The sequence below is a fragment of the Pseudomonas sp. Leaf58 genome (assembly GCF_003627215.1).
In the GTDB taxonomy this organism is placed as follows: Bacteria; Pseudomonadota; Gammaproteobacteria; order Pseudomonadales; family Pseudomonadaceae; genus Aquipseudomonas.
The window spans coordinates 4932515-4949286 of the sequence record NZ_CP032677.1 but is presented as its reverse complement, the minus strand read 5'-3'; the positions used below and the strand labels follow the sequence as shown (position 1 = coordinate 4949286).

The 16772-nt window shown below is 63.9% G+C and carries 12 protein-coding genes; 6 read left to right on the top strand and 6 right to left on the bottom strand.

Going from position 1 to position 16772, the window contains the following annotated elements:
* Positions 1-32 precede the first annotated feature (32 nt).
* From DV532_RS22975 to DV532_RS22965, 3 genes are all read left to right on the top strand, one after another.
* Entirely contained in the window at positions 33-4985 is a 4953-nt protein-coding gene (locus tag DV532_RS22975) for an Hpt domain-containing protein (protein WP_056794533.1), read from the top strand.
* A complete protein-coding gene (locus DV532_RS22970; protein WP_056794534.1) occupies positions 4978-5451 on the top strand; it encodes a chemotaxis protein CheW in 474 nt (157 codons plus the stop codon). The genes DV532_RS22975 and DV532_RS22970 overlap by 8 nt, the downstream gene beginning before the upstream one ends.
* A gap of 139 nt (positions 5452-5590) precedes the next feature.
* Positions 5591-6208 carry a hemolysin III family protein gene (locus DV532_RS22965; protein WP_056794536.1) on the top strand — a complete coding sequence of 206 codons (618 nt, stop codon included), beginning with the start codon at positions 5591-5593 and terminating at the stop codon, positions 6206-6208.
* Here the strand turns inward: DV532_RS22965 and DV532_RS22960 are convergent, their stop codons facing one another.
* The 3 genes from DV532_RS22960 to DV532_RS22950 form a co-directional block, all read right to left on the bottom strand.
* The gene (locus DV532_RS22960) at positions 6209-6928 is read right to left on the bottom strand and encodes a 16S rRNA (uracil(1498)-N(3))-methyltransferase (RefSeq protein WP_056794539.1); all 720 of its coding nucleotides are present in this window, start codon (positions 6926-6928) and stop codon (positions 6209-6211) included.
* Between the two features lie 90 nt (positions 6929-7018).
* Entirely contained in the window at positions 7019-8425 is a 1407-nt protein-coding gene (locus DV532_RS22955; RefSeq protein WP_056794540.1) for an adenosylmethionine--8-amino-7-oxononanoate transaminase, read from the bottom strand.
* A 79-nt stretch (positions 8426-8504) separates the two neighbouring features.
* The gene (locus DV532_RS22950; RefSeq protein WP_056796642.1) at positions 8505-8996 is read right to left on the bottom strand and encodes a hypothetical protein; all 492 of its coding nucleotides are present in this window, start codon (positions 8994-8996) and stop codon (positions 8505-8507) included.
* Positions 8997-9206: 210 nt separating this feature from the next.
* On the opposite strand from DV532_RS22950, the gene DV532_RS22945 reads away from it, so the two are divergent.
* The 3 genes from DV532_RS22945 to DV532_RS22935 all read left to right on the top strand — a co-directional run bounded on the left by DV532_RS22945 (position 9207) and on the right by DV532_RS22935 (position 12428).
* Positions 9207-11054, top strand: coding sequence for a flavin monoamine oxidase family protein (locus DV532_RS22945; RefSeq protein ID WP_056794544.1), 1848 nt, complete (start codon positions 9207-9209; stop codon positions 11052-11054).
* A gap of 210 nt (positions 11055-11264) precedes the next feature.
* Positions 11265-11816, top strand: a complete 552-nt coding sequence (locus DV532_RS22940) for a cytochrome b (protein WP_056794546.1) — start codon at positions 11265-11267, stop codon at positions 11814-11816.
* A 33-nt stretch (positions 11817-11849) separates the two neighbouring features.
* Positions 11850-12428 (top strand): YceI family protein, encoded by a 579-nt coding sequence (locus tag DV532_RS22935; RefSeq protein ID WP_056794548.1) that lies wholly within the window; start codon positions 11850-11852, stop codon positions 12426-12428.
* A 52-nt stretch (positions 12429-12480) separates the two neighbouring features.
* On the opposite strand, the gene DV532_RS22930 is transcribed toward DV532_RS22935, so the two are convergent.
* The 3 genes from DV532_RS22930 to metF all read right to left on the bottom strand — a co-directional run bounded on the left by DV532_RS22930 (position 12481) and on the right by metF (position 16725).
* A complete protein-coding gene (locus DV532_RS22930; protein ID WP_056794550.1) occupies positions 12481-14385 on the bottom strand; it encodes a DEAD/DEAH box helicase in 1905 nt (634 codons plus the stop codon).
* Positions 14386-14710: 325 nt separating this feature from the next.
* A complete protein-coding gene (locus DV532_RS22920; protein WP_056794552.1) occupies positions 14711-15787 on the bottom strand; it encodes a hypothetical protein in 1077 nt (358 codons plus the stop codon).
* A gap of 92 nt (positions 15788-15879) precedes the next feature.
* Entirely contained in the window at positions 15880-16725 is an 846-nt protein-coding gene (gene metF / locus DV532_RS22915; protein WP_056794554.1) for a methylenetetrahydrofolate reductase [NAD(P)H], read from the bottom strand.
* Positions 16726-16772: the final 47 nt, after the last annotated feature.

The following is a 16772-nucleotide window of genomic DNA, read 5'->3' as shown; positions in this document are numbered from 1 at the left end:
GCCCTAGTGTAAAGCCGCGTTGAGGAGTGCCCATGGCTGTAGTTGCAGTAAGCCCCGAGCGCCACGACACCGTGGCGCTGGCCTGGACCAAGGCCGCCATCCTCGACTGCCTGAGCCAGGCGCGCCAGGCGCTGGAGCGCTTTGCCGGCGAGCCAGGCGACCTGTCGATGCTGGCCTTCGTGGTCGACAACCTGCACCAGGTGCACGGCTGCCTGCGCATGCTCGAATTGCGCGGTGCCACGCGCCTGGCCGAGGAGCTGGAGCTATTCGCCAGGGCCATGGCCGACGGCCAGGTCAGCCCCCGGGGGGATTGCCTGGGGGCATTGTTCCGCGGCCTTGAGCAATTGCCGTCGTATTTGGAGCGCTTGCGCGGAGCGCGCCATGACTTGCCGCTCGTGATGCTGCCGCTGCTCAACCAGCTGCGTGCCTGCCGTGGTGAAGAGCCGTTGGCCCAGGCCAGCCTGATCAGCGGCGCCACCCAACGCTTTGCCGGGGCCGACGACCTGGCCAACCTCGATCTGTCGCTGGGCAACTGGCGCGAGCAACTGCAGGCTGGGCCGGGCCGTGATGCCCTGCGCTCGGTGGTGACTGCGCTGTGCGATGACCTGATGCGCATCAAGGAACGCCTGGACCAGTTCGTGCGCGGCGACCGCCAACACAGCGAACAGCTCGATGCCTTGCTGGCACCGCTGCGCCACGTGGCCGACACCCTGGCCGTGCTGGGCTTTCAGCAACCGCGCCGGGTCATCATCGACCAGGTGCTGGCGTTGCAGGCCCTGGCCCAAGGCGAGCGGGCAGCGGACGACGCAGTGCTGATGGATGTAGCGGGGGCCCTGCTGTACGTGGAGGCCAGCCTCAACGGCATGGTGGGGCCATTGGAGGAAAACGGCCAGGGCGGCCTGCCGGGCTCTGACCTGACCGAGATTCGCCAGCTGGTCCTCAACGAGTCACTGAACGTGCTACAACAGGCCAAGGACCTGATCGGCGATTGCCTGGAGTCCGGTTGGCCGCGGCAACGCCTGCAACCCTTGCCTGGGCTGTTGCAGCAGATTCGTGGGGCATTGGCGATGCTGATGTTGCCGGCTGTGGCCGAGCTGTTTGGTGGCTGTGCGGGTTATGTGCAGCGCTGGCTGCAGCACCTGGACGCGGAACCACCGGCTGATGAGCTGGCGCACCTGGCCGAGGCCCTGAGTGCCGCCGAATGCTACCTGCAGTGGCGGGTTGCCGACCCATTGGCCGACGGCCAGCCGTTCATCGATATGGCGCGTGCCAGCCTGGCAGCGCTGGGCGTGCACTGCGCGCTGGTCGAGGCTAGCGTAGGCCTTGATGGCCGCGGCGATGGCATCGATGACGAACTGCGCGAAGTGTTCCTCGAGGAGGCCGGTGAGCTGCTACCGGAAATCGAGCGCCACTGGCTGCGCTGGCGCGCCGATAACCAGCAGCGCGAAGCCTTGGGCGAAGTACGCCGCGCGCTGCACACACTCAAAGGCAGTGGCCGCATGGTCCATGCCGAGGCGGTGGCCGAGCTGGCCTGGGGTGCTGAGCACCTGCTGAACCGGGTACTTGAGGGCCGTAGCGTGCTCAGCCCCGAAGGCGTGGTGGCTTTGCAGCAGGTGTTCGTCCACCTGCCCGACCTGCTGGCCGACTTTGCCAGCGGCCAGTTGCCGCAATTGACCGAAATCGAACAGTTGGCCGCGCACCTGCATGCGCTTGCCGAAAACGATGCCCCTGTCGCCAGCGATATCGACGGCCTCGACCCGCAGTTGCTGGACATTTTCCGCAGCGAGGCACAGGGCCACCTGGCCAGCCTGGAGGCTTTTCTGCAGGGCACCGACGGCCATGACACGCCGGTCAGCGATAGCTTGCAACGTGCCCTGCACACGCTCAAGGGCAGTGCCGCCATGGCCGGAGTGATGCCGGTCGCCGAACTGGCCACCGCCTTCGACCGCCTGGCGCGTGAATACAAGGGCCATCAACTGCCCCTGCAAATGGCCGAGATCGAATGGCTGGAAGCCGCGCGCTCGCTGTTCCACCTGGGCCTGGCGCAACTCGACAGCACGCCGCTGGCGGCTATCCCCGGCGCCGCAGAGCTGATCGAGCAGGTGGGCCAGGCGGTAGACGGGCGCCTGGCCGGCCTGCATGACGACCCACACCATGCGTTGCGCGGCAAGCACGACCCGCAGCGGGTCGCCAGTTTCCTGGCCCAGGCCATGGATATCCTGCTGGAGGCCGAGTCGTTGCTGTCACGCTGGCAGCAACAACCCGCTCAGCGCGACGCGCTGGACACCCTGCTCGACCAACTGACCACGCTCGGCCACGCCGCGCACCTGGCCGACTTGTGGCCGATGGATGACGTGTGCGAGGCCCTGCTCGACCTGTACGGCGCCGTGGAGGAGGGCAGCCTGCCCGCCGATGCGCGCTTCTTCGCTCACGCTCAGCGAGCCCATGAAACCTTGCTGGACATGCTCGACGAAGTGGCGGCCGGGCAGGACATCCCGCCGCGCCCGGCGCTGGTCGATAGCCTGCGCAGCTTGCTGGGCCAAGCCCTGGCCCCGGATGCCACCGGCTTGGTGGGCATCGACACGGTCACGCCGTTGCACCCAGACATGGACCTTGGCGATGCCCTTGGCCTGGGGCTGGCGCATACCCCGGTGCTGCCGGCCGTGGCTGAGCCATTGCCTGAAGAGCCGGAAAGCCCTGGCGAAGAGCTGCTGGAGGTGTTTCTCGAAGAAAGCTCGGATATCGTCGAGAGCGCCGCCGCCGCCCTGGCGCGCTGGCAGGCCGACCCGCGCAACAACGTCGAGGTGGACAACCTGATGCGCGACCTGCACACCCTCAAGGGGGTGGCGCGCATGGTCGAAATTGCGCCAATCGGCGACCTGGCCCACGAACTGGAGTTTCTCTACGAGCTGCTGGCGGCGGGCCGCCTGCCACCAAGCGCGCCACTGTTTGCCCTGCTGCAAACCTGCCACGACCGCCTGGCGCACATGCTCGACGCCGTGCGCCTGGGCCAACCGCTGCATGCTGCGACGGCGCTGATCGACTACATCCGCAACTTCAGCAGTGCAGCGCTGACCGACAGCGCGGCGGGCCAGGGGCCGGTCGGGGCCACCACCAGCGAGGCGCCAGCCGCTGCACCGGAGCGGGCGCCAGGCGACATGGTCAAAGTCGATGCCGAGTTGCTCGACGACCTGGGCAACCTCGCCGGTGAGCACGCGATCATCCGTGGGCGCATCGAGCAGCAGGTCAACGATGCGCAGTTCACCCTCAACGAGATGGAAACCACCCTGGAGCGCATGCGCGACCAGTTGCTGCGCCTGGACATCGAGACCCAGGGGCGAATTTCCAGCCGGCAGCAGTTCGAAGGCGATGCCTATGACGACTTCGATCCGCTGGAAATGGACCGCCACTCGCAGTTGCAGCAGTTGTCGCGGGCCCTGTTCGAATCCGCCTCGGACCTGCTCGACCTCAAGGAAACCTTGGCCCAGCGCGCTCAGGAGGCCTACAGCCTGCTGCAGCAGCAAGCGCGGGTGAACAGCCAACTGCAAGAAGGCCTCACCGCTACCCTGATGGTGCCCTTCGAGCGCCTGGTGCCACGCTTGCAGCGCGTGGTGCGGCAGGTGGCCAGCGAACTGGGCAAGCAAGTGGAACTGGTGGTCGGCAACGCCGAGGGCGAGCTGGACCGCAGCGTGCTCGAACGCATGGTGGCGCCGCTGGAGCACATGCTGCGCAATGCCGTTGACCATGGCCTGGAAAGCCGCGAAAAGCGCCTGGCCGCCGGTAAGCCGGAGCAGGGCACCATTCACCTGAATTTACTGCACGAAGGCGCCGATATCGTCATAGAAATGACCGACGACGGTGCTGGCGTGCCATTGGAAGCAGTGCGGCGTAAGGCGATCAAACGCGGCCTACTGGACCCTCAAGCGCACTTGAGCGATCACGAAATCTTGCAGTTCATCCTGCGCCCGGGCTTTTCCACCGCCGAAAAAATCACCCAGATTTCCGGGCGTGGTTTGGGCATGGACGTGGTGCACGAAGAGGTCAAGCAACTGGGCGGTTCGATGAGCATCGAGTCGGCCCAGGGCAAGGGGGCGCGCTTCCTCATCCGCCTGCCGTTCACCGTGTCGATCAACCGCGCATTGATGGTGCACCTGGGCGAAGAACAGTACGCCATCCCGCTCAATACCATCGAGGGCATCGTTCGCGTGCCGCCGGCAGAACTGGCGGCATGCTACGAGTTGGATACGCCACGTTATGTTTACGCCGGCCATGAATACCAACTGCGCTACCTGGGTGAGCTGCTGCAGGGCCTGCCGCGCCCGGCATTGCTGGGGCAGAGCGTGCCGCTGCCGGTGCTGCTGGTGCATTCCCAAGAGCAATCGTTCGCCATCCAGGCCGACAGCCTGTCGCCCAGCCGCGAGATCGTGGTGAAAAGCCTGGGGCCGCAGTTTGCCGCTGTGGCCGGGTTGTCAGGGGCGACACTGCTGGGTGATGGCCGGGTGGTGCTGATTCTCGACCTGCTGGGCCAGTTGCGTGGCCAGCAGCGGCGCCTGGCGCGCTTGCCGGGTGGGGGTGCGGCCCAGCGCCAGGTGCTCGGCCCGGCCCCACGGCGGGCGTTGCTGGTGATGGTGGTGGACGATTCGGTAACCGTGCGCAAGGTCACTAGCCGCCTGCTGGAGCGCCACGGCATGAGCGTACTGACCGCCAAGGACGGGGTCGATGCCATGGCCCTGCTGGCAGAACACCGCCCCGACGTGTTGCTGCTGGACATCGAGATGCCGCGCATGGACGGCTTTGAAGTGGCCACGCGCATCCGCCGTGACGAGCGGCTCAAAGACCTGCCGATCATCATGATTACCTCGCGTACCGGGCAGAAGCACCGCGACCGTGCCATGGCCATCGGCGTCAACGAATACCTGGGCAAGCCGTACCAGGAATCGCTGCTGTTGCAGAGCATTGCCCACTGGAGCCAGACCCATGCTTGAACTGATCGCCGGCCAGCGCAGCAGCCTGACCGGGTTGTTGCTGCCGTTGGGCGACCGTACCCTGGTGTTGCCGAATGTGGCGGTGGCCGAGTTGAGCGGCCAACGTAACCTGGTGTGCCAGCGTGGCGAGCCGGCCTGGCACCTGGGCTGGATCGACTGGCGCCAACAGCGCCTGCCGTTGATCGGCTTCGAGGCAGCGTGCGGTGGCGAGACGCCTTGCGGGGAGCGGGCTCGGGTGGTGGTGCTCAATGCCCTGGGCGACACCGGGCTGCGTTACCTGGCGCTGTTGCTGCAGGACATTCCACGTTCGTGCAAGCTCGACAGCCAACTGAACTATGTGGACGTGGCGCTGGGCCGCCTGGAGCTGGCCGCGGTGCAGGTGGGTGAGCAGGTGGCGCGGGTGCCGGACCTGGTCGGGCTGGAGCGGCTGGTGCGTGACGCAGAACTGCAACCTGACCTTGGCTAGGATGTGAAGTCGATGGCCCTTTCGCGGGTGAACCCGCTCCTACAATGATTACGCGCCCCGTTGTAGGCGCGGGTTTACCCGCGAAGAGGCCATCTGCATCATTAGGAACCCAGCCCACCCCAAGGAGGTCTGTGTTTGCATGTACTACGGTGAACGCTTTAACGCCTGGACCCACCTGGTCGGTGCTGTTCTGGCCTGTATCGGTGCTATCTGGCTGATCGTAACCGCGGGCCTGCAAGGCGATCCATGGAAGATCGTCAGTTTCTCCATCTACGGCAGCACGCTGCTGTTGCTGTACAGCATTTCCACCCTTTACCACAGCACTCGCGGGCGGGCGAAGGTGATCATGCGCAAGCTCGATCACCTGTCGATCTACCTACTGATCGCCGGAAGCTACACGCCGTTTTGCCTGGTCAGCCTGCGCGGCCTTTGGGGCTGGAGCCTGTTTGGTGGGGTCTGGGGGCTGGCGGTGATCGGCATGCTGCAAGAGATCAAGCCGCGCTCCGAGGCGCGGGTGCTGTCGATCATCATCTACGCGGTGATGGGCTGGATCGTGCTGGTCGCGGTCAAGCCGCTGCTGCACTCCCTGGGCACTGCCGGCTTTGCCTGGCTTGCCGCCGGCGGCGTGTTCTACACCGTCGGCATCATCTTTTTCGCCCTGGACAGCCGCTTGCGCCACGCGCACGGCATTTGGCACCTATTCGTGATTGTCGGCAGCCTGCTGCACTTCGTTGCAGTGTCGCTTTACGTGCGCTAGTTAAAAATCGCCCCACAATTGCTGTGCTACCGACAGCGCCACCACCGGCGCGGTTTCGGTGCGCAGCACGCGTGGGCCGAGGCGTGCGGCGTGGTAGCCGGCGGCTTTAGCCTGGTCGACCTCCGCCTCGCTCAAGCCGCCTTCCGGGCCGATCAGGAAGGCCAGGGTGGCAGGCTTGTCATGGCTGGTGAGCGGTTCGGCGACAGGGTGCAGGACCAACTTCAGGTCGGCTTTGCTGCTATTCAGCCATTCGGCCAAGGTCACCGGCGGGTGGATGACCGGCAAGGTCGAGCGGCCGCATTGTTCGCAAGCACTGATCGCCACCTGGCGCCAGTGGGCCAGGCGCTTGTCGGCGCGTTCATCTTTTAGCCGCACTTCGCAGCGTTCGCTGACGATCGGGGTGATTTCGTTGGCGCCCAGTTCGGTAGCCTTCTGAATCGCCCAGTCCATGCGCTCGCCACGCGACAGGCCTTGGCCGAGGTGGACGTGCAGCGGTGAATCGGCCTGGCCGGCCAGGGCCTGGTCGAGGCTGACGCGTACGGTTTTCTTGCCCACTTCGAGCAACTGGCCGAGGTATTCCTGGCCGCTGCCGTCGAACAGCTGCACGGCGTCGCCGGGGGCCATGCGCAGCACGCGGCCAATGTAGTGGGCCTGGGCCTCGGGCAGGTCATGCTCGCCAAGGCTCAGGGGGGCGTCGATGAAGAAGCGGGACAGTCTCATGGGTTTGCTCGGTAAAAGTGAGACGCATATCCCCTGTGGGAGCGGGCGTGCCCGCTCCCACAGGGGAAGTGGTGTGGCGAACTATCGGGCCTAGCCCGGGTCGCGGAAGTCGGGGTGGAAGTTGGCCGGTACGGCCACGCTGACGCTATCGCGGGTGGCGATGTCGATGCCTTCGCTGGCCACTTCGGCGAGGAAGTCGATCTGCTCCGGCGTGATCACGTACGGCGGCAGGAAGTACACCACGCTGCCCAGCGGGCGCAGCAGGGCGCCGCGGGTCAGCGCATGCTCGAACACCTTCAAGCCACGGCGCTCTTGCCAGGGGTAGGCAACCTTGCCGGCCTTGTCCTGAACCATCTCGATGGCCAAGGCCATGCCAGTTTGGCGGATTTCTGCCACATGTGCATGATCGGCCAGGTGCGCGGTGGCGCTGGCCATGCGCGTGGCCAGGGCCTTGTTGGCCTCGATCACGTTGTCCTGCTCGAAGATATCCAGGGTTGCCAGGGCCGCGGCGCACGCCAGTGGGTTGCCGGTGTAGCTGTGCGAATGCAGGAACGCGCGCAGGGTTGGGTAGTCATCGTAGAACGCCTGGTACACCTTGTCGGTGGTCAGGCATGCGGCCAGCGGCAGGTAGCCGCCGGTCAAGGCCTTGGACAAGCACAGGAAGTCCGGGCGGATGCCGGCCTGTTCGCAGGCGAACATCGTCCCGGTGCGGCCAAAGCCCACGGCGATTTCGTCGTGGATCAGGTGCACTTCATAACGGTCGCAGGCCTCGCGCAGCAGCTTGAGGTACACCGGGTGATACATGCGCATGCCGCCGGCACCTTGGATCAGCGGCTCGACGATCACGGCGCTGATCGAGGCGTGGTGCTCGGCCAGGGTTTGCTCCATGGCCTGGAACATGTTGCGCGAGTGCTCTTCCCAGCTCATGCCCTCCGGGCGCAAGTAGCAGTCGGGGCTGGGCACCTTGAGGGTGTCGAGCAACAGCGCCTTGTAGGTTTCGGTGAACAGCGGCACATCGCCGACCGACATGGCGGCAATGGTTTCACCGTGGTAGCTGTTGGTCAGGGTAACGAAGCGCTTCTTGCCCGGTTGGCCGACGTTCTGCCAGTAGTGAAAGCTCATCTTCAGTGCCACTTCGATGCACGACGAGCCGTTGTCGGCATAAAACACCCGGTCCAGCCCGGCCGGGGTCATGGCCACCAGGCGCTCGGACAGCTCGATCACCGGCTGGTGGCTGAAACCGGCCAGAATCACGTGTTCCAACTGGTCAACCTGGTCTTTGATGCGCTGGTTGATGCGCGGGTTGGCATGGCCGAACACGTTGACCCACCAGCTGCTCACCGCATCCAGGTAGCGCTTGCCTTCGAAGTCTTCCAGCCACACACCGTCGCCGCGCTTGATCGGGATCAGCGGCAGCTGCTCGTGGTCTTTCATCTGGGTGCAGGGGTGCCACAGGACCTTGAGGTCGCGTTGCATCCACTGATCATTGAGGCCCATGGGCACTTCTCCTGGCTTTACGGCGTGGTTCGACCGCGTAAGCCTAAGCAATGCCGCAGGGCAGGACAACCGCTGCCGTTCAATGGCGATGGGTGCCGGTCCATTCGAGCTTGCGGATATGCACGGTGCCGGCTTGCGCGGTGGAGATGGTCAGGCGGCGGAACGGCCCATCGATTACCTGGTGGTAGGGGTGGGTGGCGATGGGGCCCGGGCGCAGGTTGCGAAAACCGCTGCCCTCCACCGTGAGCCAGTAGAAGTTGCGCGCAACCGGGGCGACCAGGTCGCAGTCGAAATTTTCGGCATCGAACAGCATGTGCAGGTCGTCGCAGAGAAAGTCGCTGACCACGTAGTATTCCAGGCGCAGGCGCTCGACCTCCTGGGTGAAGGCGATTTCCACGTCACTGTGCTCGCCGATGACCAGTTCGGTACCGTCCTCGCCCTTGAACGCTTCATGAAAACCGGCCCATGACGTGCTGTTGGAGCGGATGCTCAGGCCGGAGGCCGTGCGTAATGTTTGCTTGTGCCACAGATACTGCCGTTCGACGTGCTGGAAATGCTCCTCGAAGATCATGCGCATGCCCTCCCGGTGGGCCTCAGGCCATCTTCTCCAGCTTGGCCTGCCGCCATGTGACAGTGCTACTGGCAAAAATGTCAGTTGCCAAAGGGACTTGATGTCACTGCGCTGGCAGGGCCGCCGCACCTGACGTATTCTTAACGCATCTCTCCCGGGGCATTCCTGCCTCTCCCCGTTTCTGTAACCCCTGACTCGGAGTCCGCCAACATGGCTGCTGCTTGGGTGCGCCTGTGCGCGTTAGTATTGATTGGTGTGTCCAGCGGCGTCGCGCTGGCAAAGGACAAAACGCCCTCGGCAATTGTGGTGGGGGGCGGCTTGGCCGGCCTGACGGCTGCCTACGAGCTGCAGAACAAAGGCTGGCAGGTGACGCTGCTGGAAGCCAAGGCGGGCATGGGCGGGCGTTCGGGCCTGGCCACCAGCGAGTGGATCGGCAACGCCAAGGCGCAGCCGGTACTCAACCAGTACCTCGACCGTTTCAAGCTTGAAACACTGCCAGCGCCAGAGTTCGTGCGCACCCCCGGTTACCTGATCGACGGTGAGTATTTCAGCGCCGCCGACCTGGCCACCAAGCAGCCGGCCACCGCCGAGGCGCTCAAGCGTTACGAAAAAACCCTCGACGACCTGGCCCGCTCCATCGATGACCCGCTGAACCCGCAGGCAAACAGCACGCTGTTCGCCCTCGATCAGATCAACGTTTCCAACTGGCTGGACAAGCTGCAACTGCCGGCCACTGCCCGTCAGTTGGTCAACCAGCAGATCCGTACCCGCTACGATGAGCCATCGCGCCTGTCGCTGCTGTATTTCGCCCAGCAGAACCGCGTGTACCGCGGCGTCAGCGACCGTGACCTACGTGCCGCGCGCCTGCCTGGCGGCAGCCCGGTACTGGCCCAGGCTTTCGTCAAGCAACTGAAGACCATCAAGACCAACTCGCCGGTGACCGCCATTGTCCAGGACAAGGACGGTGTCACGGTCAAGGTCGGTAGTGTCGGTTACCAGGCGGATTACCTGGTCATGGCTGTGCCGCTGCGCGCCCTGGCCAAAATTCAGATGACCCCAGGCCTGGACAGCCAGCACTTGGCGGCGTTGAAAGGTACCAACTATGGCTGGCGCGACCAGCTGATGCTGAAGTTCAAGAAGCCGGTATGGGAAAGCCGCGCGCGCATGTCGGGCGAAATCTTCAGCAACGCTGGTTTGGGCATGCTGTGGATCGAGCCGGCGCTCAAGGGTGGCGCCAACGTGGTGATCAACCTGTCGGGTGATAACGCCCGCCTGCTGCAGGCATTTGGCGACAAGCAGATGGTCGACCAGGTGCTTATCCGCCTGCATGCATTCTACCCCCAGGCCCGCGGCTCGTTTACCGGCTATGAGGTCAAGCGCTACAGCACCGACGCCGGTACCGGCGGCGCCTACCTGGCCTACGGCCCGGGGCAGATCAGCAAGTACTGGCGCCTGTGGGAGCGCCCAGTGCAGCGTATCACCTTTGCCGGTGAACATACCGACGCCCTCTACCCTGGTACCTTGGAAGGTGCCCTGCGCAGTGGCCAGCGGGCGGCCAGCCAAGTGCAGGACCTGCTGGCCGGCAAGTCGTTCGACCCGGCCAAGGCCGCCCCGGTGGCGGCGGCAGCGGCTGGCGCTGTAGCGGCCAAGCAGAGCAAGGGTGGGTTCTTCTCCAACCTGTTCGGGGGGGCTGCCGACAAGGGTGACAAGGCACCGGTCAAGGCCGAGCCGAACAAGGCCGATGAGGCCAAGCAGGACAAGCCAGGGTTCTTCTCGCGCCTGTTTGGTGGGGCGGACAAGCCGGAAGTGAAGGCTGCACCAATTGCCAAGACTGAGGAAGTGGTGCCAGCACCTGCACCTGCACCACAAGCTGCACCCGCCCCGGTAGCGCCTGTTGCCAAGGAAACTCCGGTCAAGCCGGCAGCGACCAAGGCTGCACCAGCCAAGCATGCGCCGGCGCACAAACCGGCGCACAAGCCTGCCGAAACCAAGAAGTCTACCGCCAAGTCCGAACCGGCCAAGAAAGCCGTGGCCAATACCCAGGCCAAGGCGGGTTGATTCATTGGTTGTACCGGCCTCTTCGCGGGTTAACCCGCGAAGAGGCCGACACTGACAACCACCCACTCCCCGACTATCGTTAATGTTTCCTTAATGGGAAGCTTAGACAATACATATCGGATTTCTCGATAATCCGAAGCAATTTTTTCCGCTTTTATTCGATACGTTACGCGTTAGTCTGTGCACAGCTTTCACGGGGAACACGTCAACATGCAGCTCCGCAATTCACCTTCTCGCTACGGCGTGGTCAGCATCGTCCTGCACTGGGGCGTGGCTCTGGCAGTCTTCGGCCTGTTCGGCCTGGGCCTGTGGATGGTCGACCTCGACTACTACAGCCCTTGGCGCAAAGCCGGCCCAGACCTGCACAAGAGCATCGGCCTGGTGCTGCTGGCAGTGATGCTGCTGCGGGTGGTCTGGCGCTTCTTCAGCCCGCCTCCACCAGCACCGGCCAACCACGGCGCATTCACCCGTCTGGCGGCCAAGCTGGGCCACCTGGCCCTGTATGTCGGCTTGTTTGCAGTAATGCTTGCCGGGTACCTGATCTCCACCGCCGACGGCGTCGGCATTCCGGTCTTCGGCTTGTTCGAAGTACCGGCACTGGTCAGCGACCTGCCCGACCAGGCAGACCTGGCTGGGGTGATTCATCTCTGGCTGGCATGGGGCTTGGTGATTTTTGCCGTGTTACATGCTTTGGCGGCGCTCAAGCACCATTTCATCGACCGTGACGCGACCCTGACCCGAATGTTGGGCCGCAAAGCTTGACTCTCAACTCAATTGCATAGGAAGGAAGTAAGGATGTTGAAAAAGACTTTTGCCGCTCTGGCGCTCGGTACCGCTCTGCTCTCCGCTGGCCAGGCAATGGCTGCTGAGTACAAGATCGACAAGGAAGGCCAGCACGCGTTCGTTGACTGGAAGATCAGCCACCTGGGCTACAGCTTCATCCACGGTACCTTCAAGGACTTCGACGGCAACTTCACCTGGGACAGCGCCAAGCCTGAAGCCAGCAAGATCACCGTCGACCTGAAAACCGCCAGCCTGTGGTCGAACCACGCCGAGCGTGACAAGCACATCGCCAGCAAAGACTTCCTGGATGTGAAGAAGTACCCGGAAGCCAAATTCGTCTCCACCAGCGTCAAGTCGACTGGCGACAAGACGGCTGACGTGACCGGCGACTTGACCATGCACGGTGTGACCAAGCCGGTCACCTTCAAGGCCACCTTCAACGGTGAAGGCAAAGACCCATGGGGCGGCGAGCGCGCTGGTTTCAACGCCACCACTACGCTGAACCTGAACGATTTCGGCATCAAGGGCCCGGGCGCTACTTCGCAGACCCTCGACCTGGATATCAGTGTTGAAGGTGTGAAGCAGAAGTAATTTTCTTTAGCTGAAATACCGAGGGGGCTGCTTTGCAGCCCCCTCGGTATTTTTATGACCCCTTGCGGGTCAGCAGCGCCGGGCGCTCACCGCGTGGGCGGCTTGGCAGGTCATCCAGCTGCTCAGGCGTCGGGTAACGATCGAGCTTGGATTCCTTGCGGATGATCACCGGTTGGCTCTGCGGCTGACGCGGGCTGCGCACTGCCGGCTCCGCGGCATCGTCACGGGCCGGGCGGCCACGACCAGCGCCGCCATCACGACGGGCGCCGCCACCATTGTTGGCGCGGGGCGGACGTTTGTCGCCACCACCACTGCCGCCGCCACTGCGCTGTTGGCCGCCACTGCGGGCTTGTTGGCCCTGGCCGCCAGCGTTGCTGCGTTGGCCAGTGCCTTGGGCCTGACCTTGGCCGGCACCCCCACCTGGGCGGCGATTACGGCCTTGGTTCTTGCCCTGGTATGGGCTGACATAGTCGGCGCGGTTACCAAAGTTGTCGACATCGTCGTCCAGGAACTCTTCCGGGTCGCGATTGGCAGGTGCTTTCGGCGCGCTGCTGTTGCTGGCCTGTTGCTGTTGCTGGCGCGGCTTCTTGTCACGCGGCTTGCGCGGCTGCTGCGGTTTGTCGCCGCTTTTTTCCTTCTCGGCCGGCTTGTCCGCAGCTTGCTGCTTGGCCTTGCCTTTATCCTTGCCTTTGTCCTTGCGGCCGCCGTTGGCGTCTTTGCCGCCTTCGCCGCGTGGCTGCTGGTTGCGACCGCCACGGCCGTTGTTCTGCGGGCGCTCGCGCACTTCTGGCTTTTCGGCTTCTACCTGGCTGGCGTCGAAGCCCATCAGGTCGCCGTCGGCAATCTTTTGCTTGGTGACGCGCTCAATGCTCTTGAGCAGTTTTTCTTCATCCGGGGCAACCAGCGAAATTGCTTCGCCCGAACGACCGGCGCGGCCTGTACGGCCGATACGGTGGACGTAGTCTTCCTCGACGTTTGGCAGCTCGAAGTTGACCACGTGCGGCAACTGGTCGATGTCCAGGCCGCGGGCGGCGATGTCGGTAGCGACCAGCACGCGCACGCTATTGGCCTTGAAGTCGGCCAGGGCCTTGGTGCGAGCGTTCTGGCTCTTGTTGCCGTGGATAGCGGCGGCGCTCAGGCCGTGCTTTTCCAGGTACTCGGCCAGGCGGTTGGCGCCGTGCTTGGTGCGGGTGAACACCAGTACCTGCTCCCAGGCACCCAGGGTAATCAGGTGCGCCAGCAAGGCACGTTTGTGGCTGGCAGGCAGGCGGTAGACGCGCTGTTCGATACGCTCGACGGTGGTGTTCGGCGGGGTGACCTCGATACGCTCCGGGTTGTGCAAGAGCTTGTCGGCGAGGTCGGTGATGTCCTTGGAGAAGGTGGCCGAGAACAGCAGGTTCTGGCGCTTGGCCGGCAGGCGGGCGAGGACCTTCTTGACGTCGTGGATGAAGCCCATGTCGAGCATGCGGTCGGCTTCGTCGAGCACCAGAATTTCCACGTGGGCCAGGTCGACCTTGCCTTGGCCAGCCAGGTCGAGCAGGCGGCCTGGGCAAGCGACCAGCACGTCAACACCCTTGGCAATGGCCTGCACCTGCGGGTTCATGCCGACACCGCCGAAGACGCAGGCACTGACCAGTGGCAGGTCGCGGGCATAGACCTTGAAACTGTCATGCACCTGGGCTGCCAGTTCGCGGGTCGGGGTGAGGACCAGTACGCGAGGTTGGCGCGGGCCATGGCGCTGCGACTTGTCGGGATGGCCGGCCGGGAACAGGCGCTCAAGGATCGGCAAGGCGAAGCCGCCGGTTTTACCAGTACCTGTCTGTGCGGCGACCATCAGGTCGCGGCCTTGCAACACGGCGGGAATCGCCCGCTGTTGCACGGGGGTCGGCTGGGTATAGCCCGCAGCTTCAATAGCGCGGACTAGAGCCTCGGAGAGACCGAGGGAAGCAAAGGACATGGGCAATCCTGTTCTCGTGTGGGCTGGGCCCGTAGGGGATGTTCTGCCTGGCGCGACGGGCATCGATGGGATGCGATCGCGTCCGGTCCAGCTGGGCTTTCACTGCACATCCGGGAAACGGAAGGTGGACGCGAAGGCGCGTCGATGCCGATCGGGATGCCTGTTGCGAGGCCGAGCGTCCGGGCGTGAGCCGGGCGGGAAGGCCCGAGTATAACAGAGCTATCGCGCCGTGCTGCTTTCCTGCTGCTCAACGGCGTTGAGAATGTTTCCGATGTCGCCTGTGTAGCGGTTGCTGATCGCCACCTAGGCTATTACTACGCGGGGCTCAGCCTTGGGAGGTTCGCAGCAGATGCGCCTCGATATCCTTGCGTCGCTCGCCCAGCGACAGGCGTAAACCTGGGTGGCGCAGGCACTGGCGCAGTTGCTCCGGCTCCATGTGGCCGTGGCGCGCATTAAGGTTTTCCAGGGCCTTGTCCCACCAGGCAGGTGCACAGGCGCGGTCGAATTCATTGGGGTAAGGGTAGCAACCATACAGCAGCTCACGGGCGAATTGGCGTTCGTGGGCGGGCAGGGTCATGCTCAATGCCTTGTAGCCCAGGCGTTGCAGGGCCGGTGGCCGTGGTAACTGGTCGTTGACCAGGATAACGTCGGCCAGCGCCGCAGGGCCCAGTGGGTCGTCACCGTGTTTGCGCAACCAGGCCTGGATCTTGGCGCGGAACTGCGCCTTACGGCTCCAGTAGTGGTGGATGACATCGGTGCATTCAGCCAGCTCCAAGTTGCGATAGGCCGCCACTGCCAGGCAGAACTCCTCCAGGGTATAAGCTTCGCGAGCCAGGGGGTGGAACTCATCCATCATGGCGATGGAGCGGTCCAGGGTGCTGGCGTCTTCAGCCGTGAGGCCGATTACCCCGGAATTGACCAACGGCATCTGGCAATCGGCCAGCCCCCGGGATTCGAGGATGGCCAGCAGGTTCTTGTACAGCAGGCACTTTTGGTTGCTGCCGTAGCGCGCGCCGATGGCATTGCACAGCAGGTGGCCTGGCGCTACCCGGGCGAACAGCTCGAGTGGCGACTTGCGGAAGAAGGTGTCGGTGTCGATCAGTACTGCCAGCGGGTGATGCTGCAGCACCTGGCGCAACAGTACATGCTTGCTGCGAAAGTGGTAACCGTGAGGGGCATTCCATGCCTGGCGCGTGGCTTCATCCAGCCGATGGACGGTGACGGGCAGCTTGGCGTAGGGCTGCGCGTTATCGGTGTAGACCTGGATGTCCATGGCGTCGGCTGCCGCCGGGCCCAGATGGGCGAGGGCGCTGACGATGCTGAAGCAGGCTTCCTGATGGTAGGTCGCCGGGCCAAACGCGAGGTAGATGAGCTGTGGCCGTGATGGCTGAGAATGCTGCATGGCAGGCAAGACCTGTGTAACTCGGAAATGAATAAGGCTTTAGTCTAAGACCAAAGCCTTAATCAAATCTTAAACAGCTTTTGCAAAAAATTTCAGCGGGGCAGCTTCAGGTTGTTCCAGATTGCCAGGCTCGGTTCGGCCTGGTTCAGGGTGTAGAAGTGCAAGCCCGGTGCACCGCCTTGCAGCAGCTGTTCGCACATGCGGGTAATCACTTCCTCGCCGAATGCCTGAATGCTGGCGGTGTCGTCGGCATAGGCTTCCAGCTGCTTGCGAATCCAGCGTGGGATTTCGGCGCCACAGGCGTCGGAGAAACGTGCCAGCTTGCTGTAGTTGGTGATCGGCATGATGCCGGGCACCACCGGAATGTCCACGCCCAGCTTCTGTGCGCGCTCGACGAAGTAGAAGTAGCTGTCGGCGTTGAAGAAGTACTGGGTAATGGCGCTGTCGGCACCAGCCTTGACCTTGTGCACGAAGTTGCCCAGGTCAACCTCGAAGTTGCGTGCCTGCGGGTGCATCTCCGGGTAGGCAGCCACTTCCAGGTGGAAGTGATCGGCGGTTTCCTGGCGGATGAACTCGACCAGGTCGCTGGCGTAGCGCAGTTCGCCACTGGCCATGCCCATGCCGGAGGGCAGGTCGCCACGCAGGGCGACGATGCGCTTGATGCCGGCAGCCTTGTACTCGGCCAACAAGGCGCGCAGCTCAGCCTTGGTGTCGCCGACGCACGACAGGTGTGGTGCGGCGGGTACCTTCACTTCGCTTTCCAGCTGCAGCACGGTGTTCAGCGTGCGGTCGCGGGTCGAGCCACCGGCACCGTAGGTGCAGGAGAAGAAGTCCGGGTTATAGGTGGCCAACTGGCGGGCGACGCCCATCAGCTTTTCGTGGCCGGCGTCGGTCTTGGTCGGGAAGAACTCGAAACTGTAACGGCGTTCCTGGGACATCAGGCGTTCCTCTAGCAGCAAGCGTCAAGCGGCAAGCTGCAAGTAAA

Coding starts and splice junctions, on each gene's coding strand:
- DV532_RS22975 (WP_056794533.1), top strand. CDS start 33: ATGGCTGTAGTTGCAGTAAGCCCCGAGCGCCACGACACCGTGGCGCTG.
- DV532_RS22970 (WP_056794534.1), top strand. CDS start 4,978: ATGCTTGAACTGATCGCCGGCCAGCGCAGCAGCCTGACCGGGTTGTTG.
- DV532_RS22965 (WP_056794536.1), top strand. CDS start 5,591: ATGTACTACGGTGAACGCTTTAACGCCTGGACCCACCTGGTCGGTGCT.
- DV532_RS22960 (WP_056794539.1), bottom strand. CDS start 6,928: ATGAGACTGTCCCGCTTCTTCATCGACGCCCCCCTGAGCCTTGGCGAG.
- DV532_RS22955 (WP_056794540.1), bottom strand. CDS start 8,425: ATGGGCCTCAATGATCAGTGGATGCAACGCGACCTCAAGGTCCTGTGG.
- DV532_RS22950 (WP_056796642.1), bottom strand. CDS start 8,996: ATGATCTTCGAGGAGCATTTCCAGCACGTCGAACGGCAGTATCTGTGG.
- DV532_RS22945 (WP_056794544.1), top strand. CDS start 9,207: ATGGCTGCTGCTTGGGTGCGCCTGTGCGCGTTAGTATTGATTGGTGTG.
- DV532_RS22940 (WP_056794546.1), top strand. CDS start 11,265: ATGCAGCTCCGCAATTCACCTTCTCGCTACGGCGTGGTCAGCATCGTC.
- DV532_RS22935 (WP_056794548.1), top strand. CDS start 11,850: ATGTTGAAAAAGACTTTTGCCGCTCTGGCGCTCGGTACCGCTCTGCTC.
- DV532_RS22930 (WP_056794550.1), bottom strand. CDS start 14,385: ATGTCCTTTGCTTCCCTCGGTCTCTCCGAGGCTCTAGTCCGCGCTATT.
- DV532_RS22920 (WP_056794552.1), bottom strand. CDS start 15,787: ATGCAGCATTCTCAGCCATCACGGCCACAGCTCATCTACCTCGCGTTT.
- metF (WP_056794554.1), bottom strand. CDS start 16,725: ATGTCCCAGGAACGCCGTTACAGTTTCGAGTTCTTCCCGACCAAGACC.